The organism is Streptomyces sp., assembly GCF_019510245.1.
GTDB lineage: Bacteria > Actinomycetota > Actinomycetes > Streptomycetales > Streptomycetaceae > Streptomyces.
Genome location: NZ_JAEKKT010000184.1, coordinates 1 through 23769, shown reverse-complemented (window position 1 = coordinate 23769; position 23769 = coordinate 1). Strand labels below are relative to the sequence as shown.

The window sequence follows — 23769 nt, the reverse complement described above, 5'->3', positions numbered from 1 at the left end:
ATGGCCCACGGCGAACACCCCGGACAGACCCCGCACGGCGGCGGCGAGAGCACCATGACGGTGATCGTCGCCGCCGTCGCCAACCTCGGGATCGCGCTCGCCAAGGCGGTCGCCGGAGTCCTCAGCGGCTCCAGCGCGATGCTCTCCGAGGCGGCGCACTCGGTCGCCGACACCGTCACCGAGCTGCTCCTCCTCACCGCCCTCAAGCGCAGCGGGAAGCCGGCCGACGAGGAGCACCCGCTGGGCTACGGCCCCGAGCGGTACATCTGGGCCATGCTCGCCGCCGTCGCCACCTTCGTCGGCGGCGCGGTCTTCTCCCTCTACGACGGCATCCACACCCTGGCGGTGGGGGAGAAGCCGGGCGACCCGCTGGTGTCGTACGTCGTGCTCGTCGTCGCGTTCGTACTGGAGGGCTTCTCGCTGCGCACGGGCCTCAGGCAGGCGCGCGGGGAGGCGGCCCGCTTCAGGGCGCCGTTCAGGCTGTACCTGCGGCACACCCCGGACACCGCCGTGAAGGCCGTGGTGATGGAGGACTCGGCCGCGCTCGTCGGGCTGGTGCTCGCGGCCGGCGGCCTGCTCGGCGGCCAGCTCACCGGCTCCGGCGTCTGGGACGGCCTCGCCTCCCTCCTCATCGGCGTGCTCCTGCTGTACGTCGCCTGGGTGCTGGGCCGGTCGAACGCCGAGCTGCTCATCGGGCGGCCGCTGCCGAAGCCCGTGCGGGAGCGGATCCGCGCCGAGCTGCTGGACTCCGAGCACATCGTCGCCGTACTGGAGCTGACCACGCTGGTGCAGGGCCCGGACGAGGCACTGGTCGCCGCCAAGGTGGACTTCCGGGACGTGTCCACGGCGGCCGAGATCGAGTGGGCCTGCGAGCGGGCCGAGCAGCGGCTGCGGGCCGCGTTCCCCGCGATCGGCCGGGTGTATCTGGACCCCACTCCGGGGCCGGTGAGCTCCGGGGATCACGAGCGGTGATCGCCCGACGTGCCGTCGCCTTTATCCGGAATTAAGCTCTATGAGTGAAATGCCGCACTAGTGCATGTGCCGCATAGCGGACGTGCCGCGTAGCGGACGTGAGTCCGGCAGAAAGGTATTTCCCATGCGAGTACAGCGCGCGAGGCGCATCGCCGCGATATCCGCCGCCGGCCTGCTGCTGGCCGGTGGAGCCGCGATCGGCGCCGCGGGCACCGCCTCGGCGGCCCCCGCCTCCACTCACCAGTCCATCGTCACCGGTGGCGGCGGCTTCGGCGGCTGCAACGGCTACCGGGGCGGGTTCAACAACTGCCGCTACGGATACGGAAGCTACGGATACGGGTACTACCCCGCCACCGTCGCCGTCGTCCCCGTAGTGGTCGTGCCCACCGTCGGTGTCGCCGGCTTCGGCGGCCTCGGCTACGGCGGCTTCGGCTTCGGCGGCCTGGGGTTCTGAGCGACCAGCGACCGCAGACCAGCCGTCCAGGGTCTCATCCAGGGTTTAGGGCCACATCACGATGTGCGGCTCCCGCTGCCGGGGGCCGCACATCGGCAGGTCAGGCCAGTCCCGCCCCGGCCAGCAGGTACGCGGTCACCGGATCGTAGTACCGCGGGCTGAGCACATGGTCGTCGAGCGGTACGGCCACCTGGAGGGTGCCCTCCGCCTCGGCGAGGAACAGCGCCGGATCGTTGCAGTCCGCGTATCCGACCGAGTCCAGGCCCACCTGCGCCGCGTAGCCGGCCCAGCCGTGGTCGGCGACGACCAGGTCGGGCCGCGGCCGCCCCTCGCGCTCCAGGCCGCCCAGGATGGCCTTCATCGGCTCCCCGGAGTGCGTGTGCCACAGTGTCGCCCCGTGTTCGAGGACGGCCACGTCGGCGAACTGCATGACGTACCCCTCGTCCGTCTGCAGCCCGTCCGGGATCACCACGATCTCGCAGCCGGCGGTGCGCAGCGCGGCCGCCGTCGCCCGGTGCACGTCCAGCAGGCCGCCCGGGTGACCCGTCGCGAACAGCACCCGCTGCCGCCCCTCGGCCGCCTTGCGCAGCCGCGCCGCCAGCCGGTCCAGGCCGTCCACGGTCAGCTCGGGGTCGATGGTGTCCTGGCCGTACCGGTACTCGGGGTCGTCGTTCACCCCGACCCGCTCGGCCATCACGGCCAGCACGTCCTGCTCGTCGGTCCAGCGGTCGCCGAGTTCCAGTCCCAGCCACCAGTTGCGCTCGCCGTTGGCCAGCTTGCGGTAGTGGAGCAGGTTGTTCTCGCGGGGGGTGGCGACGTCGCCCGCGATACGGGTCTTCACAAGGTGCTCTACGAGCTCGGCGCGGCTGGGCGTCCCGGGTATCGGCATGGCTCCATTGTGAGGCAGGGCGCTGGGCGTTCGCCCTGCGTATCGCCCGCTGGGACGTGCGTCACTCACTCCTGCCGGAGGGCGAACCACAGCTCCATCCGTACGTCGGGATCGTCGAGTTCGGCGCCCAGGAGCTCCGCGGAGCGGGCGATGCGCTGCCGCACGGTGTTGCGGTGGACGGACAGGGCGACCGCCGTACGGTCCCAACTGCCGTGCAGCGACAGCCAGGTGCGCAGGGTGTCGACGAGGGCGGGGTGCTCCGCGAGGGGGGCGAGGAGGGCACGGGCGTGGGCCTGCGCCTCTTCCTCCGGAACGAGGTCGTCGAGGGCGGGGCGGGTGCGGTGGCGGACGAGGGGGGTGCGGGTCGCCCGGGCGCGGGCGAGGGCGCGGGCCGCTTGGGTGTCGGCGAGGGCCAGCTGGTGCGAGGGTGCAAGGGCGCTGACGCCGAGGGTCCAGCCGGGCTGCGGCTGAGGTGTCCGGTCGGCGGGGACCAGGATTTGGACGATGTCCCCTACGGGGTCGATGAGGGGCGAGCCGAGTGCGGCGCCCAGAGCGGTGGCGGCCAGGAGGTCGGGCGGCTGCGGGTGCGCGGGGGCTGGTCGCGCAGTTCGCCGCGCCCCTGAAAGAAGGTTGGCACGGTCGCGTTGGCCGTTCGGGCAGGCATGTATGACGAACCAGCTGTCCCGTCCGCCCAGCAGGGGCGCCACCTCCTCCGCCGTACCGCCCAGCAGGAGTCGTACGAGTGCTGACGTACGGGCCGCGCCCGAGCCGCTCTGCTGTTCGCCGGTGAGGAGGGTGAGCAGGACCGTGGCCACCGAGGCGATGGTGTGGTCGCCCGGTTCGCGGGTCGGGGTGGCCACGCCGAGTGCGAAGCCGGTGCTGAGGGTGTAGGCCGCGAGGTGGGTGCCGACGGTGGCGTGGGTGGCGGAGGTGGGGGTGCCGGGGCCGGACGGGCGTACCACCTCCGCGAGCTCGGCCAGGGCGGCGGTCAGCGGTGCCACCGGCCGCCGGCCCGCCGAGGCGATCTCCGTGCCCTCCGGGCCGTACAGGGCCGTCCAGCCGCCCAACCGCTGGGCCAGCTGCCGCAGGACCGACGGCACCGGGTCGGGGCGGGCCGCGGCGGCGGCCAGGCTCTGCTGGGCCTCCGTGACGCGGCGCAGCTCGGCCAGGCGGGCCTGGGCCAGCAGCTGCCAGACCGCGCGGGCGACGGCGGTGAAGGGGGTCTGCGGCGGGACCTCGACGAGCGGCAGGCCGTGGCTGTCGCAGGCCTCGATCAGGGCGCGCGGGACCGTGTCGTGCACGGGGGCCAGCCCGAAGCCGAGGGCGGCGCCGCCCGCCGCGACGATCCGGGAGACGTAGTCGTCGAAGTATGTGCCCGAGCCCGCCGCGTCCGGGACGTGCACCCCGGCCGTCAGCAGCAGCTCGCCGCCCAGCAGGTACGGGTACGGGTCGGCCATCTCCGAGGTGTGCGCCGCGTGGACGACGAGGGAGGGGCCGGACGGTCCGGCGATCTGGCGCAGGGCGAGGTCCTCGCGGGCCAGGAGGGCGGCGAGGGGCACGGGGGGCGTGGGGGGAACCGTGGGGTCCGGCATGGTGTGCGTTTCCTCTGTCCCGTACGGCTCGAATGGATGAAACGTACACTTCGCAGTCGCTTTCCGGCCACCTAGTGTCGATGCACGTCACCCACCGGCGAGACCCCACCGAAGGAGGGCCCTGTGGCCGTCGACTACACCGTGATCGTCCTGTACCTGGCCGGCATGCTGGCCATGGGCTGGTGGGGCATGCGCCGTGCCAGGTCGAAGAGCGACTTCCTGGTCGCCGGGCGCCGGCTCGGGCCCGCCATGTACTCCGGCACCATGGCCGCGATCGTCCTCGGCGGCGCGTCCACCATCGGCGGCGTGGGACTGGGGTACCAGTACGGGCTGTCCGGCGCGTGGATGGTCTTCACGATCGGGCTCGGGCTGCTCGCGCTGTCGGTCTTCTTCTCGGCCCGGATCGCCCGCCTCAAGGTCTACACGGTCTCCGAGATGCTGGATCTGCGGTACGGCGGCCGGGCCGGCGTCATATCCGGCGTGGTCATGTGGGCGTACACGCTCATGCTCGCCGTCACCTCGACCATCGCCTACGCCACGATCTTCGACGTCCTCTTCGACATGAACCGGACCGTCGCGATCGTCATCGGCGGCTCGATCGTCGTCGCCTACTCGACGCTCGGCGGCATGTGGTCGATCACGCTGACGGACATGGTCCAGTTCGTGGTGAAGACGATCGGCGTGCTGCTGCTCCTGCTCCCCATCGCCGTCGTGAAGGCGGGCGGCTTCAGCGAGATGAAGGCGAAGCTGCCGACGACGTACTTCGACCCGCTGGGCATCGGCGGCGAGACCATCTTCACCTACGTCCTCATCTACACGTTCGGCATGCTCATCGGCCAGGACATCTGGCAGCGCGTGTTCACCGCGCGCGGCGACCGGACGGCGAAGTGGGGCGGCACGGTGGCCGGCACGTACTGCCTGGTGTACGCCCTTGCCGGTGCGGTGATCGGGACGGCGGCCAAGGTGCTGTACCCGAAGCTCGGCAGCCCGGACGACGCCTTCGCGACCATCGTCAAGGACGAACTCCCCGTCGGCGTCCGGGGGCTGGTGCTGGCCGCCGCGCTCGCGGCCGTGATGTCGACCTCCTCCGGCGCGCTGATCGCCTGCGCGACCGTCGCCAACAACGACATCTGGTCGCGGCTGCGGGGGCGGGCCGGTTCCGGTGAACGGGAGCACGACGAGGTGCGGGGCAACCGGGTCTTCATCCTCGTCATGGGTGTCGGGGTGATCGGCACGGCCATCGCCCTCAACGACGTGGTCGAGGCGCTGACCGTGGCGTACAACCTGCTCGTCGGCGGCCTCCTCGTCCCGATCCTCGGCGGGCTGCTGTGGAAGCGCGGCACGGTCCAGGGCGCCCTCGCCGCCGTGACCGTGGGCGGCCTCGCGGTGATCGGCCTGATGGCGGGCTACGGCATCCTCGCCAACGAACCCGTCTACTACGGCCTCCTCTCCTCCCTCGTCGCCTACGTCGCCGTCTCCCTGGCCACCAGGCCCACCGACGCGGCCGTGCTGGCGAACTGGCGGGAGCGGCTCGCGGGCCGGGGCGCCCCCGAACTCGTGTCCGAACCGGTCCCGGCCCACCAGTAGAGTCGTAGCCGGAAGCAGTGCATAGCGGTACGTACGCGACGAAGCGTAGGAAGAAGGCAGCACCCTCATGAGCAGCAACGAGACGCCCCGCGGCCCCGTCGACTCCTCCCGTGTACCGCGGTACGCCGGTCCCGCGACCTTCGCCCGGCTGCCCCGCCTCGACGAGGTCGGCCGCGCCGACGTCGCGGTGGTGGGCGTGCCGTTCGACTCGGGCGTCTCGTACCGGCCCGGCGCCCGCTTCGGCGGCAACGCCATCCGCGAGGCGTCCCGGCTGCTGCGCCCCTACAACCCGGCGCAGGACGCGTCTCCCTTCGCCCTCGCCCAGGTCGCGGACGGCGGTGACATCGCCGTCAACCCCTTCCACATCAACGAGGCGGTCGAGACGATCGAGGCCGCCGCCGACGACCTCCTCGGCACCGGCGCCCGCCTGATGACCCTGGGCGGCGACCACACCATCGCCCTGCCCCTGCTCCGGTCGGTCGCGAAGCGGCACGGCCCGGTCGCGCTCCTCCACTTCGACGCCCACCTGGACACCTGGGACACCTACTTCGGCGCCGAGTACACGCACGGCACCCCGTTCCGCCGGGCCGTGGAGGAGGGCATCCTCGACACCTCGGCCCTCTCGCACGTCGGCACCCGCGGCCCCCTCTACGGCAAGCAGGACCTCACCGACGACGAGAAGATGGGCTTCGGCATCGTGACCTCCGCGGACATCTACCGCCGGGGCGCCGACGAGGTGGCCGACCAGCTGCGTCAGCGCATCGGTGACCGTCCCCTCTACATCTCGATCGACATCGACTGTCTGGACCCCGCGCACGCCCCGGGCACCGGCACGCCCGAGGCGGGTGGTATGACCTCCAGGGAACTGCTGGAGATCCTGCGCGGACTCTCCTCCTGCCACCTCGTCTCGGCGGACGTCGTCGAGGTGGCCCCCGCGTACGACCACGCCGAGATCACCTCGGTGGCGGCCTCGCACACGGCGTACGAACTGACCACGATCATGACCCGACAGATTGCCGAGGCGCGCGCGAAGTGACCCACGACCACGACCTCGTACTCCGCCCGACGCCCGCCCAGACGGAGGCCGCGCTCAACCCTCCCCCCGGCCGCAACGGCGGGGACCTGGTCGTGGAGACCCTGGCCGGGCTCGGCGCGACCACCGTCTTCGGGCTGCCCGGCCAGCACGCGCTCGGCATGTTCGACGCCCTGCGCCGCTCCTCGCTGCGCTATGTCGGCCTGCGGGTGGAGAACAACGCGGGCTTCGCGGCGGACGCGTACGGCAGGGTCACCGGCGAGGCGGCCCCGCTCCTCCTCTCCACCGGCCCCGGCGCGCTGACCTCGCTCGCCGCGCTGCACGAGGCGGCCTCCGCCTCCGCGCCGGTCCTCGCGATCAGCAGCCAGATCCCCACCGCGGGCCTCGGCGGCGGCCGCCACGGCTACCTGCACGAACTCCCGGACCAGGCGGCCTCCTTCCGGGGCGTGGTGAAGTCGGTCCACACCGTCCGCACCCAGTCGCAGATCCCGTCCGCGATCGCGGCGGCCTGGAAGTCGGCGCTGACCGCCCCGCACGGCCCGGTCTGGGTGGAGATCCCGCAGGACGTCCTCCTCGCCGAGACCTCGGTCCCGGTGGTCACGGCGGTCGACGCGGCGCCCGAGGAACTCCCCCCGCGTCCCGAACTGACCGCCGTGGCGGCCGACCTGCTGTCCCGGGCGGCCCGCCCGGCGATCATCGCGGGCGGCGGGGTCGTACGGTCGGACGCCGCGGGGAAGCTGCGGCAGCTGGCGGAGACGCTGAACGCTCCGGTCGTCACCACCTACGGCGGCAAGGGCGCGTTCCCCTGGCACCACCCCCTGTCCCTCCAGTCCTGGCTGGAGGACCGCCACACCACGGACTTCCTGGAGGACGCCGACGTCCTTCTCGTGGTCGGCTCGGGCCTGGGCGAACTCTCCTCGAACTACCACACGTTCAAGCCGCGCGGCCGGGTGATCCAGATCGAGGCGGACCTCGGCAAACTGGAGTCCAACCACCCGGCACTGGGCATCCACGCGGACGCGCGGCTCGCCCTCCAGGCGCTCCTGGAGACGGTGACCCCGCGTGCGGACGACCAGGCGGCGGACCGGGTACGCGACCTGCTCTCGCGCGTCTCCGACCGCATCGCCGCCCAGGAACTCACCCTGGAACAGGACGTGCTGGCGTCGGTCCGCCGGGCCCTGCCCGCCGGCTCCCCGTCCTTCTGGGACATGACGATCCTGGCGTACTGGGCCTGGTCGGCGTTCGACGCCCAGGCCCCGAACCTCATGCACTCCGCCCAGGGCGCGGGTGGCCTCGGCTACGGCTTCCCGGCGGCCCTCGGCGCGGCCGCCGCCGACCCGACCCGCCCGGTGCTCGCGGTCTCCGGCGACGGCGGCGCCCTCTACTCCATCGCCGAGTTGGCGACGGCACGCCAGCACGACCTCCCGGTCACCTGGCTGATCGTCGACGACGGCGGCTACGGCATCCTCCGCGAGTACATGACCGACGCCTTCGGCGAGCCCACGGCGACGGAACTGTCCCGCCCCGACTACGTCGCCCTGGCCGGGTCCTTCGGGGTGCCGGGGGTCCGCACGACCCCGCAGACCCTGGAGACGGACCTGGCGAAGGCGTTCGCGGCCCCCGGCCCCTCGGTCGTCGTACTCCCCGCCCTGCTGCGGATGTTCGCGCCGACGCACCTGGGGGACTAGCAGGCCCCCGCCCCCACCCCGTCGATCCGCCCCCCGAAGTCGCCGCGGTACTGGGAGCGCCAGTCGCCGTTGAAGACGTCGCGCTTCTCCTGCGGGTCCCAGTTGACGAAGCAGGCGCGGGTGGAGGCGACGAAGGAGCCGACGTTGTCGTGGAGGTTCGGCGGCATGTCGCGGTAGCCGCTGCGGGCCGTCCACTCCCAGTAGTCGCCGCCGAAGCCCTCGCCGCTCCAGAAGCAGACCGAGCCGTCGGGACAGGACGGGGCGGCGGCCGCGTGGGCGGCGGCGCTCTGGGCGGGAACGACGAGTGCGGTCAGGGCGAGGGCGGCGGCGAGGGACCAGGTGCGCAGCTTCACGGGACTCTCCGGAAAGGGGAGTGGGGAGGCCCCCGGCGGGACTGCCGGGGGCCTCCCCATGCTCGGGCGCGAGCACCGGGACACGCCCGAGCTCAAGATCAACCGCACCTGTGTGAGTGAATTAGTAGTTCGACATCACCGGGATGCGGGAGGGGGTTGGCCTCCGGGACGCGGTGCCGGCAGGGGGGAGAACTCCTGTGGTCGCGGCGACTGCTTTTCCGCGGAACCGGCATGGCCGCCCGACGAGCGTGTCAACTCCTCAAGCCCTTCGGCAAGATAACCGGTCCAGGCGCGGGTCTCCTCCTCAATGGTGGCCCGCACTCCGCGCAGTAGATTCGCAGCGATGGCGATCAGCAGTTGCCGGTCGTGGCTGGTCGGGGATTCGGTGTCGATTTCAGAACAGGTCTGCTGCCAGATGATGTAGGCCTCTGCGAGAATCCGCTGCAGCTGGACCTGGCATCCCATGAAGCGGGACCACGAGGCGGAGAAACCGAAGACCCGATCGAACAGGATGCACCCCGCGGACAGACCGATGAGCACGAACCCCCACTGCGGATTGACGGTGTGGGGAGTCGCGCTGTCGATCAGCGGAAGAAGGCTTCCGGCGATCACACACAGGGCCGCCATCGCACGCAGAGCCCTCGAACAGTAGGCGTAGAAACGGCGTCGGCCGAGATACCAGTCGATCGCGTCAAGGGCGGTCTTCTCCGCATGAGCGAACAGCGCCGCGATCGCCTGGCACCTCGAGTCCTGGAAGACAGCGACTTCCGAGATGGGCTGGGTACGCAGATCGGGTACTCGACGGCTCGGCATCACACTCCTTGTCCGCTGCTTGGGCCGAGGTAGCCCCGCACCGCCCGGGAGGTCTCCTCGTCCACGCCGAGGAGCGTCAACGTGGCCGCCCGGTGCTCGCCGGAGAGGACGTCCCGCACGGCGACGATGACGTGTCGATGGTCGGGAACCGTCCCGTCGTACGGGTCCATGCCCCCGAGTGCTCCGAAGCCGACCCCGTCGGCCGCGAACAGACCACGCAGCCCTTCGGCGCGTGCGGCTGCGGTCCCCAGGGTCACATTGGCCTGTGCAGCAAGGACGATGAGCGCACGCCGGTCGAGAGGCCTGCCCAGACTGCGCGTCTGCGCGAGGGCCGCGACGTAGAAGGAGACGTCCGTGTACCGGGGCGTGAGGTCCCCGCAGGATGCGCGAATCGTCTCGATCGCGGTCGTCACCGATTCCTCGGGCATACCGGTCAGCCATGACGTCCACGGTGAGACGAGATCGCAGACGTAGGACAGGGACACCTGCCTCATGAACGCCCACTCGAGGATGGAGTGCGCGAGGCTCAGACGCGCCATCCGGTATGCCAAGGCGACCTCGTCCTTGCTGAGGACATAGGTCTCGAGGCGGGCCGGGAGGTCACCGAAGCCGACCTCCACCCCGATGTGCCGCATGGCCAGCAGCTTCTCCACAGCAGTGCCGAGCGGGACCTTCTCTTCGGCCGAGGTCTGCATGACGTGACGGGCCGGGATCGGGCCCGTGATGGGCCGTTTGTCCCCGCTGTCGTGCCCGCCGAACCGGTTGAAGGCACCGATGCCCGGGTCGTTCGTGGTGAGCAGCTCCCATTCGAAGTCGGAGAACGTGTAGTTCTCGATGTCCTCGGGACTGCACTCGGGAAGCTCGACACCGAGGTAGCGGAACTTCTCCAGCCGTTCCCACACCTGCCGTAGCGGACTGCTGGTCTCCGTCGCGGCCACCTTGAGTTCCAGCGGTGACCAGCGGCGCCGTACGAGCTCCTGCTGGCCCACTCCTGCCAGCCGTTTGTCCTGATATTGACTTGTGTGTCCGACGCGGGAGCGGAGGGTCTCCAGGTCGGCCTCCTCCGCCACCACGTCCGGAACACCGTCCCAGTCCAGCCGCTGGTCCTCACTCAGCCCCGGAAAGGCGGCGACTCGACGGGTCGCCGCACGCAGGGTCTCCCCGCTGAGAACCGCGTAGAACAGCGCGTGCCCCAGCAGTTCGTCGCGCTCCGAAGGGCTGTCCGACATGTACCCACGGCGGAAGACCTCCTCATCCACCCAAGGCGCGCGCTGGTCCAGATTGGCCGACCACGCGGTGAGGTCCTGACTGGGCGCACCGGTGTGGGTGGAGGTCAGGGAATCCGCGTAACGGACCATGTCGAACGCGCCGTACCGCGTGACGATCCTGGCCACCTCACGCGGGATCATGCCCGCCCGCTGCGCCCCGCGGATGATCGCGGCCCGCGTACCCCGCCCGTACCGCAGTTCCCGACCGCGGTCGTACTCGCCGAAGCCGAAGAAGCGCACCTCCCGGCTCGACGGCACGTGGTCCTTCCACTTGTCGTCGGCGTCCGCGGCCGGGTCGCCGCAGACGATGCCCAGCCGCCGGGACAGCTCCCTGAGGTCTCCCACGGCCTCGCCCATGCTGATACCGGCCTCCTGGCAGAAGGGCAGCAGCTGCAGCAGGTCCCGGCGGTCGATCGCCCTGTCCGCCACCCGAGTCCTGCCCAGACTCGCGATGAGCTGGCAGTCGGTACGGGTGGGCACGTACTCGTAGGACTCCGGCTGCACGGTGGGAAGGTTCCTGAGTCCGAAGCGCACGAAGCGCCCCACGCGCTGGACCGCCTCGGCGAGGGACATTTCACAGCGGTGCGCGCCGTGTACGAGGGCCACGAGATCGAGCGGGGCGCTGTGCCCGGAGTCGGGCGTATGGAGCGAGACGGAGAGCACGTCGGGCTGCGAGGCCAGGAGAGCGGCATCCAAGGCGTCCGGCGGGAGGATGTCCGCCAGGTTCTCCGGTTCCCACACCGGGAAGCTGTGTGCCGAACCCGGCGAGAGCGTCTCCACGAACTCTTCGGACAGGTCCCAGGCGGTCTGCTGCAAGCCCTCGAAGAGTTCCGGAAGGAGGTCGAACCAGACCTTCCTGCGCCAGGGACGCAGGCACGAGGGAAAGGCGACGGTGAGGCCGCCGTACCTGTCCTTGCGCCGGGTGATGTTCGGGATCTCGATCTCGGGATACTCACTGCGCCATCGCATGTCGCGGAGCGGAGCCAGCAGATAGCGGTCGCCCGGGAAGCAGCCGGTCTGCGTCAGATCCACCTCGCGTCCCCACAGGCGGCTCTGCCCGAGCGGGACGGTGCTGCGGATTTTCACCAACTCGTCGAAGAGGCGCTGCCCGTGAACGGGATTGCGCTCGGCGAAGTGCCACAACCAGGCCAGGCAGAGATCCGGCCATTCGGCGAGGCGTTCCGCGCTCTCGGCGGTCCTCTCGAGGACCCATGGCACGTCCCAGCGGACCACGGCGTTGCGGTCGACGCGCAGGACAGGCTTTTTGCTGCCGTGAAGATTCGTCATGAGGCCGACGGTCGTCTCCGGCGTCGTGATGCCGTCAGCCAGGAGCTTGCCCCGGCCCAGTTGCCACCACGCCCGCGACCCTTCGCTCTCCCACGCCAGGGTCTGTGCCGTCTCGCCGGGTGAGAGCGCACCGGCCGGCCGGTCGTACTCCTCGTTGCCCTCGCTGACATGAAGGGCGAACGGCGACTGGATCACCACTTCCTCAAGGAAGTTGGACAGCTGGAGCCGGCTGACGCTACGGAATTCGGGCCGCAGATGCAGCCTGACCACCGTGCCGCCGGTCGGCAGCAGCTGGTCGCCGTCGGGATGCGCGTGGATGCGGGCGACCGTCGAGCCGGCGTTGATCTGCAGGCGAACGGTGTTGCCCAACGAGCCGTCCGAGTGCTCGACCCGGGTGACCACCTCGACCGCGTCGGCCAGCATGAAGTAGCTGTACGCCCCGATGCCGAAGGTGCTGTTGGGCACGAGCTTCAGGGCTGGATCCGCGGCCAGCCAGGCCGCCTGTTCCCGGGCGAACTCAGGAGTCTCGACGAAGCGGTTTCCGGCGTTGAGGAAGCAGCGGCGCAGAGTCTCCACGGACATCCCGGTGCCGTTGTCCCGGCATTCCAGCACCGGTACCGATCCGTTGTCGTCGTAGACCGCCGACAAATGGATCGCGCCCGCCCAGGCGGCGCGCGGGTACTTGCCGGTGATCTCGAAGTGCCGTCCGCGCATCTCGCGGTAGCGGCAGGCGTCGAGAGCGTTCTGGTACAGCTCCCTGATGGCCAGGCGGGCCTGACCGTAGAGCTGTTCTCCCATGAGCAGGGAACGGATCTTCTCCGTGTCCAGAACGAGACGGGTCAGCGGACGGCCGTAGGACTCCTGGCCGTTGACCGTGCGGGCACGGACCGCCTCGGTCCGCAGACGGGTCGCGTAGTGCCGGCGGATGATCTGGGACTCGCTGCACGCGGGCAGCCGCTCGGCCAGTCCGCGCAGCCGGTCGGCGTAGATCAGCAGGGCGGCCTCGACGGCGGGGTCGAAGCAGGTCGCGATCAGATCGGCGTCGCCTTCCGGGGTGGCGACCCACCGCAGTTCCGCGATGTCCCGATGGACCTCGGCGAGATCGAATCCGTGGACGATGCCGATCTGCTCGACGAGTTCACGGCCGTCCCGCACGTAGTCGAACTCCATCCCGGCCAGCGTCAGCGACAGCGGGAGGACCATCGAATACCGGACATGGTTGAGCGTTTGGGGCAGTTCCTGTGCGTAGGCCCAGCTCTCGGACACCTTGTGCGGCGGAAACGTCCCCGCCTGAAGGTTCCGGGCGTCGCTCAGGAGCCGGTCGGCGAGTGTCTGCACGTGGCCGGGGCGCCGTTCCAGCGCCGCCGCCAGCCGACGGGCCAGGTCCTTGGTGCCCTGCAGGTCCCAGGGGACCGTGCTGTCGGAGACCACTACCCGAACGAGCCACTCTTCCAGGACCTCGCGCGTATCGGCGTCCGCGGAGTGGTCGGTGGCCCGCTCGACGAGCCGGTCGTATGCCGACAGGGTTCCGATCACGTCACGGGACCACGGAGTCTGGATCTCTCCCTCCGCGAGAGTGCCCAGGTCCTGTGCTCCGAGTTCGGTCCGGCCGTGGGACAGCAGGACGAGCGCCCAGGTGTAGAGCAGTTCCGAGTTGCTGGGTGACAGTTCGCCACCGCTGAGGGTGCCCAGGGTCTGTACGTTGTGCAGAAGAGTCCCCACGTCGGGCAGCATGCGCCACCGGTCCCGAACACCTGTGCCGACCAGGTCGAGCAGTTCGTTCCGAAGCTGCTCGAAAGGCCCCGACGGGATCGGCTCCGGTTGGGCCGTCGCCGACGTCCGGGGCCGCGCCGCCGTGGCACGGCCGGCACCCGACGGCATGACGGACTGCCGGATATCGGCTCTCAGCGGCTGCTCGGAGGTCCAGTCCGAACCGCGTGGCACGTACCACGCTTCGCTCCGTTCGCACGTGAACTGCATACCCCCGGTGGGCCGCTTGCGGGCCTCGCGCGGAGCCACTCGCAGATGGGGCCGTTCAGCCGTCAGGTCCAGGTCGATCAGCGCGTATCCGTGCAGTCGTTCCGTCTTTCCGTCACCGAGGCGTTCCATTCCGAAGAAGGAACGGCCTTGCAGGAGGTATCGGTGCTGGGGGTCTGTGCCGTCCCCGATTCTGGTGAACTCCGCGATGTGCCGATGGCCGAACAGGTGGGCGACCACCTTGAGTGCCGCGCACAGCCCGTCCAGCAACTCCTTGCTCTGCTCGTCCAGCCAGGACGGTGGATGGTGCGTCGCGAGCAGGTACGCGGTGGGAGGATGCGGCTCGGAGTCCGCGATCCGCATGATGGCCTCGGTCTGCTCACCGACCAGTGCGAGCCGGCCTTCCCCGATTTCGTCAGCGAGGTCGAGGAGGGACGAGTTGAGAACGACGAGTCCGACTCTGTCCTTGCCGCTGCCGAGATATGCTATGCCGTCTCCCGGCAGGGCACCTGGCCGCCACGACACCTGGGGACTCCGGAGCTGGGATGCCCATTCCGTATAGGGGCTGAAGGCGTTCTCGATCGCGACGATGTAGTCGTTTCGGGTGTTGTCCCGGAAGGACTTCTCCAACCCCTCGATGACGGCTCGCTGGTTGGCGACCGCCACGTCCCTGAGGAAGCTGCCGGAAGCAGGCCGGATCAGGTCGTGGTTGCCCGGAACAGGCAGCAGCGGGACTTCTTGACCGGTCCCGGAGAGCTGGCCGCGTAACCGCGTGAAGAACTCCGAGGCCTTGGCGTAGTCGAGTTGGTCGCCGGCGAAGGCGATGTCCCCCGTGATGATGACGTGGTGGACGGGCGTCTCCGCCGTGAGGTACTTGAGGTCCTCCATGAACTCATCGATGACGGCACGCCAGTCCGCGCGCTGACTCGATTGGCCGAAGTGAAGATCGCTCAGATGCAGAATGCGCACATTGCCCCCCTCGCCCGCTGCGGTCATGGTACTAGCGAACGTTGTCCCCAGCCCCAGGATGTGCGCGAGCAGTGACGAACGACGACAGGCCGTGCGGGTGCATTCCCGCACGGCCTGTCGTTTCAACGCCCCTACCAGATCGCGTCGACCCACTCCGGGTGGTCGATGAACGGGTTCCGGTTGTGCTGGTAGGTGGTGTAGATGACGTCGTTGCGGTTCTCCTCGAAGGAGTCCGGCGGGTCCTCGTCGTTCCACTGCTTGAGGACGGACAGCTTGCCGATGTACGGGTTGGAGCCGTTGCTGACCTTGTCGTCGGGCTCCAGGTTCGCGAACCCGTCGTCGCCCTCGTAGCGGACGGCCATGTAGAGGATCATGCGGGCCACGTCGCCCTTGACCGCGTCGCGGGGCTCGAAGGAGTCCGAGTCGACCTTGCTGCCACCGCTGTTGGTGAAGGTGGAGCCGCCCTCGTCGAAGTCGAGGTTGCCGCGCTTGCCGTTGACCGCCACGTCCTCGGGCCGGATGTGGTGCAGGTCCGTGCCGGGGCCGGTGGACGTGGTGAGGTCGCCGTGCGAGATCGCCCACACGTGCTCGCGGTTCCAGTCGCCGCTGTCCCCGCCGTTGAGGGACTTGCTGCGGGAGATGCCCGAGTACAGCAGGATCACGTTGCTGCTGTTGTTCGGGTCCTGGTCGGTCTTCTTCAGGGCGTCCCACAGGGCCGAGTACGACAGCTTCGTGACGTTCGCGCTGATGATCGTGTGCAGGGACGACTTGAGGCTCGTACCCGTCTTGCCGATCGCGTTCTTGTAGTACGTCGAGTCGTACGCGGTGGTCGTGGCGGCGGCCGGGGTCGCCGTCAGCGCGGGGGCGGTGAGGCCCACCAGGACGGCGGCGGTCGCCAGGGCCACCGACTTCCAGCGCCGGATGTGTGTCGCCAGCATAAAGAGTTTCCCATCTACGCGGGTTGACGAGGCGGCAAGAAGGAGGGTGACATGAACATGAAGACCGGTAGGTGAACGGGACGTAAAAAGAGGCCCCCGACCGTGCGGTCGGGGGCCTCGGTGCTGCCGGTGCGTCAGCTGACGTCCGACGGGTCCAGCCGGTAGAGCGTGGAGGTGGTGCTCTGCGAGGACGAGGAGGAAGAAGCCGAGGACGACTTCGAGCTCGAGCTCGAACTGTTCGTCGTGGTCTTGCTGTACTCGCTCTCCTTCACCGCCGTGCCGTTCTTCTCCACCCAGGAGGTGACCGCCGAGCTGAGCGTGTTGTTGCCGCCCATGCCCATGCCGCCACCGCCGACCTGGATGTAGTGCAACTCGCCCGCCTTGACCAGTTCCTTCAGCCTGGCGACGGTCATCGCCTCGTCGGAGCCGGTGAAGCCCCACATGGAGATCACGGGCTCCTGCGAGCTCAGTTCGATCTGCGCCGCGGACTGCGAGTTGGAGACGGCCAGCAGCCAGGTGGCGCCGTCCATGTGCTTCTTCAGGTAGGCGATCAGGTCGCTGTCGACGCCGCCGCCCATGCCTCCGCCACCGCCCATGCCGCCGCCGAAACCGCCGCGCGTGGTGCCGCTGCCGTTGCCCGCATCGGGCATCTCCCCGGTGCCGCCGGGCAGTTCGCCGCTGCCGGTACCGCCGCTCGGGAGTTCGCCGGTGCCGCCGCCGGGCGTCATCTGCCCGCTGCCGCCGCCGGGGAAGCCACCGCCGTTCGTGCCACCGCCCGGGGCCTCGCCGTTCGTGCCGCCCGGGAAGCCGCCGCCCGTCTCGCCGCCGGCCCGGCTGTTCTGGCCACCGCCCTGCCGGCCGCTCTGGCCGCCCGGCAGCTCGCCGCCGCCCGGGAAGCCGCCGCTCCGGTTGCCGCCGCCCCCGCCGGGGCCGCCGCCGAAGCCGCTGCCCGTGGACGGGCCGGCGGTCGGGTTCGTACCGCCGCGCATGCCGCCGCCGGTGCTGCTGCCGAACGGCAGGCTCGCCGCGTACGCCGTCGGGCCCGCGAGCGCCGCGACCACGGCCGCCGCCAGCGCGGCGGCCAGCAGCCGGGCCTTGTCGCCGGACCGGAAGAGGATCATGCCCACGATGCCGGCCACGGTCAGCACGCCGACCGCCGGCCACAGCCAGGTGTTCCAGTCCGACGCCCGGCGCAGCAGCACGATCGCCCAGATGCCGGTCACGCCGAAGGCGGCCGGGAGGACCCAGATCCAGCGCTTGTCGGTGCGGAAGGCCTGCAGCAGCATCACGCCACCGCCGCCGCACAGCACCGCGATGCCGGGGGCGAGTGCGGTCGTGTAGTAGGGGTGCATGGTGCCCTGCGCGGTCGCGAAGATCACGTAGTGCAGGAGGGTCCAGCCGCCCCACAGGACCAGCGCCATCCGCCTCAGGTCGGTGCGCGGGGCGCGGCCGCACAGCACCAGGCCACCGGCCAGCGCGATCCCCGCGAAGGGGAGCAGCCAGGAGATCTGGCCGCCGAGGATGTCGTTGAACATCCGGCCGAGGCCCGCGGAGCCGGAGAAGCCGCCGCCTCCGCCCCCGCCGCCCCCGCCGTTGCCCTCGCCGCCGAAGACGCGGCCGAGACCGTCGTACCCCATGATCAGGTCCCAGGCGGAGCCGTCCGTGGAACCGCCGATGTACGGCCGGTCGGAGGCCGGGACCAGGGAGACGGCGACCGCCCACCAGAAGCTGGAGACGGCCAGGACGGCCGCGGCGAGCGCCAGGTTGACGACCCGCTTCACCCACGGGGCCTTCGACGCGTAGAGGTAGAGCGCGAAGACGGCCGGGAGCGCTATCCAGCCCGCGAGCAGCTTGGTGTTGAAGGCGAGGCCGAAGCACGCCGCCGAGCCGAGCAGCGGGAGCAGCTTCTCGTCACGGGTGGCGCGGAAGGCGAGCGCCGCACCCGACACCATGAGGAAGACCAGGATGGTGTCCGGGTTGTTGTCGCGGTTGATGGCGACGGTGATCGGGGTCAGCGCCAGCACCAGCGCGGCGACGGTCGCCGCCCCGTGTCCCCACACCCGCTTCACGGTGGAGTGCAGGATCCAGATCGTGGCGAGCGCGACCACGACCTCGGGCGCCATCATCTGCCAGGTGCCGAAGCCGAAGATGCGGCAGGACAGGCCCATGACCATGAGCGCGAACGGCGGTTTGTCGACGGTCAGGAAGTTGCCGGGGTCCAGCGAACCGAAGAACCAGGCCTTCCAGCTCTTCGTACCGGCCCAGATGGCACCGCTGTAGAAGGTGTTCATGTCGGAACCGGAGAGGTTCCAGGAGTAGAGCACCGCCGCCAGGACCAGGATCGCGATCAGCGCGGGGAGCGACCAGCGCGGCGCCCTGTCCGGCAGGGAGTCCGCGGGGGTGGCCGTCGGGGGTGCCGTGGCGGTCGCCGTGGGCGGGCCCCAGTCGGGGGACACGGGCGAGTGGGGGACGGGATCGGTGGCAGATGTCACCATCCCACCCTGCGGGCGGCCGATGGGCGGGGGCTGTGCCGACCCTGGGCGCAGGCTGTGGATGGGTGAGATGTCGGTAAGAGGGCGGCCGGTGCGACCGCCCTCCGTGACCGCAGTACGGCAGCACGGGAGTACCGCTGTACGGCAGTGCCGCTGTGTCAGCGCACGCGGACCGACAGCCGGTAGAACCGCGTCGTCTGCGCCGCGTTCTGGTTGTCGTCGCTGACCAGGAGGACCTTGTACGCGCCCTTGGTGCGGCCGGTGACGGCCATGCCCTCGATGTTGTCGAGGAGCGGGTTGGGCTGCGGCTGCTTGGCCGTGGCGCCGAGCGACGGGCAGGTGGCGATGTCCGTGAGCAGGGTCTTCCTGATCAGCCGTACCCCGGCCTGGCCGGTGAGGTTGTCGATGCCGCTGGTGTCCGTGGCGTGCCGCGGGTCGGCCAGGAAGAGGCGGACGGTGTTGCCGACGCCGGAGGTGAAGCCGCGCTCCAGGACCAGGAGCCGGCCGTCGGGGAGCGCCTGCACCTCGGGGACGCCGAGGATCGGGTCGTCGGTGCGGTAGGCGTACTGGGCCGACAGCCTGAAGTGGTCGCCCTTGGTGCGCTGCCAGGTCTGGAAGCGGACGATCCCGGCGGTGTCGCCGGAGACGGCGTACTCCATGGAGGCCAGCAGGGTGCGGCCGCCGTCGAGGAGGGTCAGGCCCTCGAAGGTCTGGTTGGAGGTGGCCCGTCCGGCCGGGGAGACCAGGAGGGAGGAGGGCACGGGGAGGCGGTCCAGGATCCTGCCGTCCGCCGAGTAGCGGCGGACGGAGGGCTCGGTCTCGGAGGTGACCAGGCGGGTGCCGTCCCGGTCCACGACCAGGCCCTCGGAGTCGAGCGCGGCGCCGTTCTCGTCGGCGAGTCCGACGACTTTCTTCGGCGCGAGGGTCTTCGCGTCCAGGTCGAAGAGGTAGGACCGGTCGGCGAGGGCGGCCAGGGAGCCGTCCCTGTCCACGGCGAGCGCGGAGAGGTTGCCGACGAAATAGCCGCCGAAGGTCGTCTTGTCGAGGGCGTCGGAGAAGCTGTCGAGGGAGACCGAGGACGAACACGCGTGCGCGGCGGCGTTGGTCGCGTCGGTCCCGGTCGCGACGGCGTTGGCGGGCCCGGCGGCGGACAGACAGGTGGCCGCCGCCAGGCCGGCGGTGACGGTGGCGAGTACGGTTCGCAGGCGCATGCCGGTCACCGTAGGGGGAACCGGTGACGACGTGGAGACCGCCCCGTGAAGGAAAGGGTCGATCTCCGGCCGCCGGGGCCGCACTTCGGTACGCGGCCCGCCGTCCCGCCTCAGGAGGCCGCGAGGTCCTTGTGGACGGCCTTCGCGACGGCCTGGATGGTGTTGATGCCGTAGCTCATGGTGCTGTTGTCCTGGGTCAGCACGGTCATCTGGTAGTCGTGGCCGCCGCCGGTGAACGTGCCGAGGCTGTGCACCCGCCAGCCGTGCGTGGCGCGCTGCAGCCAGCCGTTCTTGACGTGCACGGCGACGCCGGACGGGGCGCCGTACGGCGTGCCCCACCGCTGGGACGAGATGACCTGCCCCATCAGCTTCAGGATGTAGGCCCGCGAATTGTCGCTGAGCACGGTGTTCTTGGCGGTGACGAGCGCGAGCAGCTTCTGCTCGTCGTGTACGTCGATCTGGGTCAGGCCCCAGTAGCCGTTGGCACCCGGGGTGGTCTGCGTCATCCCGGCGGCGCTCAGGAAGCCCTTGATCTTCGTCAGGCCGAGCTGCCTCCACAGCCTGGTGGTCGCGTCGTTGTCCGACTTGGTGATCATGGCCTTGGCGAGCGTCTGCTCGGTGGTGGTCAGGTACCGGTTGTGCTTCTTCGCGTCCCACAACAGCGTGGCGAGGACGGTCACCTTGACCGTGCTGGCCGAGTCGTAGCGCGTGGTGGAACGGAGGGTGCAGGTCGTCTTCGTCGAACGGTCGTACAGGCCGACGGCGATCGTCCCCTTGCGGTTCGCGATGGCCGCGGTGATGTCCTTCTTCAGCTTCGTGGCGAGCGCCGCCTTGGTCGACGTGCAGCTGACGGCGGGCGCGGCGGCCGAGGCGGGCGCGGCGACGGCCACGCCGGCTATGAGAAACCCGGTGCCGAGCGCGGTGGCGACCAGCGCGCTCCTTCGTCTGTGAGTCATACCCCCGTTGACACACGGATTCGCGCGAATGGTTGTACGAACGGTCGGGGCTTTAAGCAACCGTCACCTGGGCCGCCCTCCGTCCTGCCCCGCCCGTGCCGGAGGATGAGGCTCATGAGAAACCCGAGAGTGCCGGCCGCGGCGGTGTCGGCGGCCGCGGCCGTGCTGTTCGCCGCCGGATGCGACGGCGGCTCCGGTCACGCCGCGCCCGCCCCCGCGACCTCGTCGCCCGCTCCCGCCACGGGGACGCCGGCCTCCGCCGTCGAGGTGTACGACTCCGTCACCAAGGCGCCGGTGTTCCCCGACGGCGAGGTCGTCGCCCAGGCGGCGAACGCCACCGGGAGCCGGGAGATGGAGATCAAGGGCGGCGTCGGCAGCGGCACCCTGTCCGTCCTGGTGAACTGCGTGGGCAAGGGCGAGTTGACCGTCACCGTCGAGCCGCTCGGCTTCAGCTTCCCGTTCGCCTGCGTCGCCGGCCGGGTCAGCACCATCGGCAACGCGATGAACATGAACGGCGGCACGGCGCGCCCCCACACTCCGGGCACGGTGCGGGTGACCGCGTCGGCGGGCGTCCGTTGGGCGATCACCGTCGGCCACGAGAACGTGTCCGGGCAGCCGGAATCCTAGAGCCGCTCCGCCGCAGTCCGCGGGCGACGCCGGGGTGGGTCCGGATGCCCCGGGACGTCAGGCAACCGGACCGGGCCGGCGGTTCGCCTGTGACCGAACGCGGACGGAACCCGATGAACAACACCCCACGTGGTCGCCATCTCACCGGGCGTAGGACAGAGCGTCCCGACGACTCCTGGGGGATTTCCGATGATGACCACGCGCCGTGCCCGCCGTACCGTCCGCTCCGCCGCCCTGGTGGCCGTCGCCGCCGCGACGGCGTTCTCGCTGACCGACTGCCAGGGCGGAGGCAGCAAGAACGGCGCCGCCGGCCCGGAGCAGAAGGCCACCGCCGCCCCCCCACGCCACCGCCGCGGGCCGCTCCGGGGCGACCGGCACCGATACCCGCACCGGCACCGGGACCGCCACCGGCACCGGCAAGGGCGCGGCCGACGTGCGGACCCGGACGCTCGCCCCGTCCCGTACCGCCGCACCGGCCGCCACGACGGGCAGGGCGGCCGCCCCGGTCCGCACCCAGACCCTGGCGGACGGCAGCAAGGCCGAGATCTACCGGCTCGGTGCCGAGCACTACCGCGCGAAGATCGTCGGCCGCGGCGAGGTCCTGGCCACGACGGAGACCGGCGGGACGGACGCCGGACTCGACGCCAACGACATGTTCGTCGTGCTCACGCTGGGCGGCGAGGTGCACTCCTGGATGGGCGGCGGGCACACCGGGCCCGGCACCTTCAAGCTCGCGGGCGGCTGGACGGCCGAGGTCACCAAGGTCGGCGAGCTCCGGTACCGCGCGCGGATCCTCGGCAACGACGGCTCGGTGGACGCCACGCTGGAGGCGAACCAGCACGACGCCGGGCTCGACGCCAACGGCGTGTACATCGTGCTCAGCGCCGGCGGTGTGATCAGCGCCCACGAGTAGCGGCCCGCCCGGCGCCCTGCCCGCCGCCCCTGTTTTGTTGCGGACGGTTTGTTGCGGAGGGATGAAATCCGCTTCGTTCCGTGTTGTGGCCATGCGGAAGACCAGGGCGAACGAAGGGCACCCGCGTGGCAGCGCAACAGGGGGAGCGGCGGCAGAGCGGCTGGGCGCGCAGGCTGGCGGGATACGCATGGCGTCATCCCAGGGACGTGGTGCTCGCGCTCGGGGCCTCGCTGGCCGGTATGGCGGTGCTGGCCGTCGTCCCCCTGATCACCAAGGTGATCATCGACGACGTCATCGGTGCCCACAGCCGGAGCATGGGGCCCTGGGCCGGTGCCCTGATCGGCGCCGCCGTCCTCGTCTACGCGGCCACCTTCGTGCGCCGCTACTACGGCGGACGGCTCGCCCTCGACGTCCAGCACGACCTGCGCACCGAGATGTACGACACGCTCACCCGGCTCGACGGACGGCGGCAGGACGAGCTGTCCACGGGCCAGGTGGTGGGGCGCGCCACCAGCGACCTCCAGCTCATCCAGGGGCTCCTCTTCATGCTGCCGATGACCATCGGCAACGTCCTCCTCTTCCTGATCTCCCTCGCGATCATGGCGTGGCTGTCGCCACCGCTCACCCTGGTCGCCCTCGCCGTCGCCCCCGCCCTGTACTGGATAGCCAAGCGCAGCCGCAGCAAGCTGCACCCGGCCACCTGGTACGCCCAGGCCCAGGCCGCCGCCGTGGCCGGCGTGGTCGACGGCGCGGTGAGCGGCGTGCGTGTGGTGAAGGGGTTCGGGCAGGAGGAGCAGGAGACCGGGAAGCTCAAGGAGGTCGGGCGGAAGCTCTTCGCGGGGCGGCTGCGCACGGTCCGGCTGAACAGCAGGTTCACCCCGGCCCTCCAGGCCGTCCCGGCCCTCGGCCAGGTCGCCATGCTGGCGCTCGGCGGCTGGCTCGCCGTCCGGGGGCACATCACCCTCGGTACCTTCGTCGCCTTCTCCTCCTACCTCTCCCAGCTGGTCGGCCCGGTCCGGATGCTCGCCGTGGTCCTCACCGTCGGCCAGCAGGCCCGCGCCGGCACTGAACGCGTCCTGGAGCTGATCGACACCCGGCCCACCCTGACGGAGGGCACCAAGACCCTCCCCGCCGACGCGCCCGCGACCGTCGAGTTCGACGACGTGTCGTTCGGGTACGACCGCGCCCCCGGCAAGACCAGACCGGTCCTGCGGGGGCTCAGCTTCGAGATCCGGCCGGGCGAGACCCTCGCCGTCGTCGGCTCCTCCGGCTCCGGCAAGTCCACCGTCTCCCTCCTCCTGCCGCGCTTCTACGACGTCACCCACGGCGCCGTCCTGGTCGGCGGCCACGACGTCCGCGAACTGACCCACGACTCGCTCAGGGCCGCGATCGGCCTGGTCCCCGAGGACTCGTTCCTCTTCTCCGACACGGTCCGCAGCAACATCGCGTACGGCCGACCCGACGCGACCGAGGACGAGATCCTCGCCGCCGCCCGCGCCGCCCAGGCCGACCGCTTCATCGCCGAGCTGCCCGACGGCTACGACACCAAGGTCGGCGAGCAGGGCCTCACCCTCTCCGGCGGCCAGCGCCAGCGCATCGCCCTCGCCCGCGCCCTGCTCACCGACCCGCGCCTGCTCGTCCTCGACGACGCCACCTCCGCCGTCGACGCCCGCGTGGAGCACGAGATCCACGAGGCCCTCGCGCACGTCATGCGGGGCCGCACCACCCTCCTCATCGCGCACCGCCGCTC

The 23769-nt window shown here is 70.8% G+C and carries 16 protein-coding genes and 1 pseudogene; 8 read left to right on the top strand and 9 right to left on the bottom strand.

Annotation, left to right across the window (positions count from 1 at the left end):
• Both JF597_RS37055 and JF597_RS37050 read left to right on the top strand, forming a co-directional pair.
• Entirely contained in the window at nt 1-972 is a 972-nt protein-coding gene (locus tag JF597_RS37055; RefSeq protein ID WP_294005888.1) for a cation diffusion facilitator family transporter, read from the top strand.
• 124 nt (nt 973-1096) lie between these two features.
• Entirely contained in the window at nt 1097-1426 is a 330-nt protein-coding gene (locus tag JF597_RS37050) for a hypothetical protein (protein WP_294005885.1), read from the top strand.
• A gap of 100 nt (nt 1427-1526) precedes the next feature.
• Here the strand turns inward: JF597_RS37050 and JF597_RS37045 are convergent, their stop codons facing one another.
• Nucleotides 1527-2315 (bottom strand): phosphatase, encoded by a 789-nt coding sequence (locus tag JF597_RS37045; RefSeq protein ID WP_294005881.1) that lies wholly within the window; start codon nt 2313-2315, stop codon nt 1527-1529.
• Nucleotides 2316-2380: 65 nt separating this feature from the next.
• A complete protein-coding gene (locus tag JF597_RS37040) occupies nt 2381-3907 on the bottom strand; it encodes a PucR family transcriptional regulator (protein ID WP_294005878.1) in 1527 nt (508 codons plus the stop codon).
• A 123-nt stretch (nt 3908-4030) separates the two neighbouring features.
• Between JF597_RS37040 and JF597_RS37035 the strand changes: the two genes are divergently transcribed.
• The 3 genes from JF597_RS37035 to JF597_RS37025 all read left to right on the top strand — a co-directional run bounded on the left by JF597_RS37035 (nt 4031) and on the right by JF597_RS37025 (nt 8215).
• The gene (locus tag JF597_RS37035) at nt 4031-5494 is read left to right on the top strand and encodes a sodium:solute symporter (protein ID WP_294005875.1); all 1464 of its coding nucleotides are present in this window, start codon (nt 4031-4033) and stop codon (nt 5492-5494) included.
• A 67-nt stretch (nt 5495-5561) separates the two neighbouring features.
• Complete coding sequence (gene speB / locus JF597_RS37030) at nt 5562-6530, top strand: agmatinase (RefSeq protein ID WP_294005873.1); 969 nt, start codon at nt 5562-5564, stop codon at nt 6528-6530.
• Nucleotides 6527-8215 carry a thiamine pyrophosphate-binding protein gene (locus JF597_RS37025; RefSeq protein WP_294005870.1) on the top strand — a complete coding sequence of 563 codons (1689 nt, stop codon included), beginning with the start codon at nt 6527-6529 and terminating at the stop codon, nt 8213-8215. Before speB ends, JF597_RS37025 begins: the two co-directional genes overlap by 4 nt.
• On the opposite strand, the gene JF597_RS37020 is transcribed toward JF597_RS37025, so the two are convergent.
• The 7 genes from JF597_RS37020 to JF597_RS36990 form a co-directional block, all read right to left on the bottom strand.
• On the bottom strand, nt 8212-8568 hold the full coding sequence (locus tag JF597_RS37020) for a peptidase inhibitor family I36 protein (RefSeq protein ID WP_294005867.1): 357 nt from the start codon (nt 8566-8568) through the stop codon (nt 8212-8214). The genes JF597_RS37025 and JF597_RS37020 overlap by 4 nt on opposite strands.
• Before the next feature lie 135 nt (nt 8569-8703).
• Complete coding sequence (locus JF597_RS37015) at nt 8704-9381, bottom strand: SLATT domain-containing protein (RefSeq protein WP_294005864.1); 678 nt, start codon at nt 9379-9381, stop codon at nt 8704-8706.
• A complete protein-coding gene (locus tag JF597_RS37010) occupies nt 9381-14909 on the bottom strand; it encodes a metallophosphoesterase (RefSeq protein ID WP_294005861.1) in 5529 nt (1842 codons plus the stop codon). Before JF597_RS37010 ends, JF597_RS37015 begins: the two co-directional genes overlap by 1 nt.
• A gap of 104 nt (nt 14910-15013) precedes the next feature.
• Entirely contained in the window at nt 15014-15820 is an 807-nt protein-coding gene (locus JF597_RS37005) for an endonuclease (protein ID WP_294005858.1), read from the bottom strand.
• Nucleotides 15821-15954: 134 nt separating this feature from the next.
• A complete protein-coding gene (locus tag JF597_RS37000) occupies nt 15955-18312 on the bottom strand; it encodes a glycosyltransferase family 39 protein (protein ID WP_294005936.1) in 2358 nt (785 codons plus the stop codon).
• 158 nt (nt 18313-18470) lie between these two features.
• Nucleotides 18471-19523: an esterase-like activity of phytase family protein gene (locus JF597_RS36995; RefSeq protein WP_294005855.1), complete on the bottom strand. Its 1053-nt coding sequence runs from the start codon at nt 19521-19523 to the stop codon at nt 18471-18473.
• 110 nt (nt 19524-19633) lie between these two features.
• Nucleotides 19634-20479: a serine hydrolase gene (locus JF597_RS36990; protein ID WP_294005852.1), complete on the bottom strand. Its 846-nt coding sequence runs from the start codon at nt 20477-20479 to the stop codon at nt 19634-19636.
• Nucleotides 20480-20593: 114 nt separating this feature from the next.
• Between JF597_RS36990 and JF597_RS36985 the strand changes: the two genes are divergently transcribed.
• The 3 genes and pseudogenes from JF597_RS36985 to JF597_RS36975 form a co-directional block, all read left to right on the top strand.
• Nucleotides 20594-21106, top strand: coding sequence for a hypothetical protein (locus tag JF597_RS36985; protein WP_294005849.1), 513 nt, complete (start codon nt 20594-20596; stop codon nt 21104-21106).
• A 192-nt stretch (nt 21107-21298) separates the two neighbouring features.
• A pseudogene (locus JF597_RS36980) lies at nt 21299-22019 on the top strand (hypothetical protein).
• Nucleotides 22020-22144: 125 nt separating this feature from the next.
• Nucleotides 22145-23769 (top strand): ABC transporter ATP-binding protein (locus JF597_RS36975; RefSeq protein WP_294005846.1); only part of this gene is annotated, 1625 nt, incomplete at its 3' end.

Excerpts from the sequence above, each read along its gene's own strand:
- JF597_RS37045 (WP_294005881.1), bottom strand. The coding sequence starts at position 2,315 with ATGCCGATACCCGGGACGCCCAGCCGCGCCGAGCTCGTAGAGCACCTT.
- JF597_RS37055 (WP_294005888.1), top strand. The coding sequence starts at position 1 with ATGGCCCACGGCGAACACCCCGGACAGACCCCGCACGGCGGCGGCGAG.
- speB (WP_294005873.1), top strand. The coding sequence starts at position 5,562 with ATGAGCAGCAACGAGACGCCCCGCGGCCCCGTCGACTCCTCCCGTGTA.
- JF597_RS36995 (WP_294005855.1), bottom strand. The coding sequence starts at position 19,523 with ATGCGCCTGCGAACCGTACTCGCCACCGTCACCGCCGGCCTGGCGGCG.
- JF597_RS37015 (WP_294005864.1), bottom strand. The coding sequence starts at position 9,381 with ATGCCGAGCCGTCGAGTACCCGATCTGCGTACCCAGCCCATCTCGGAA.
- JF597_RS37010 (WP_294005861.1), bottom strand. The coding sequence starts at position 14,909 with ATGACCGCAGCGGGCGAGGGGGGCAATGTGCGCATTCTGCATCTGAGC.
- JF597_RS37050 (WP_294005885.1), top strand. The coding sequence starts at position 1,097 with ATGCGAGTACAGCGCGCGAGGCGCATCGCCGCGATATCCGCCGCCGGC.
- JF597_RS37040 (WP_294005878.1), bottom strand. The coding sequence starts at position 3,907 with ATGCCGGACCCCACGGTTCCCCCCACGCCCCCCGTGCCCCTCGCCGCC.
- JF597_RS36985 (WP_294005849.1), top strand. The coding sequence starts at position 20,594 with ATGAGAAACCCGAGAGTGCCGGCCGCGGCGGTGTCGGCGGCCGCGGCC.
- JF597_RS37005 (WP_294005858.1), bottom strand. The coding sequence starts at position 15,820 with ATGCTGGCGACACACATCCGGCGCTGGAAGTCGGTGGCCCTGGCGACC.
- JF597_RS36990 (WP_294005852.1), bottom strand. The coding sequence starts at position 20,479 with ATGACTCACAGACGAAGGAGCGCGCTGGTCGCCACCGCGCTCGGCACC.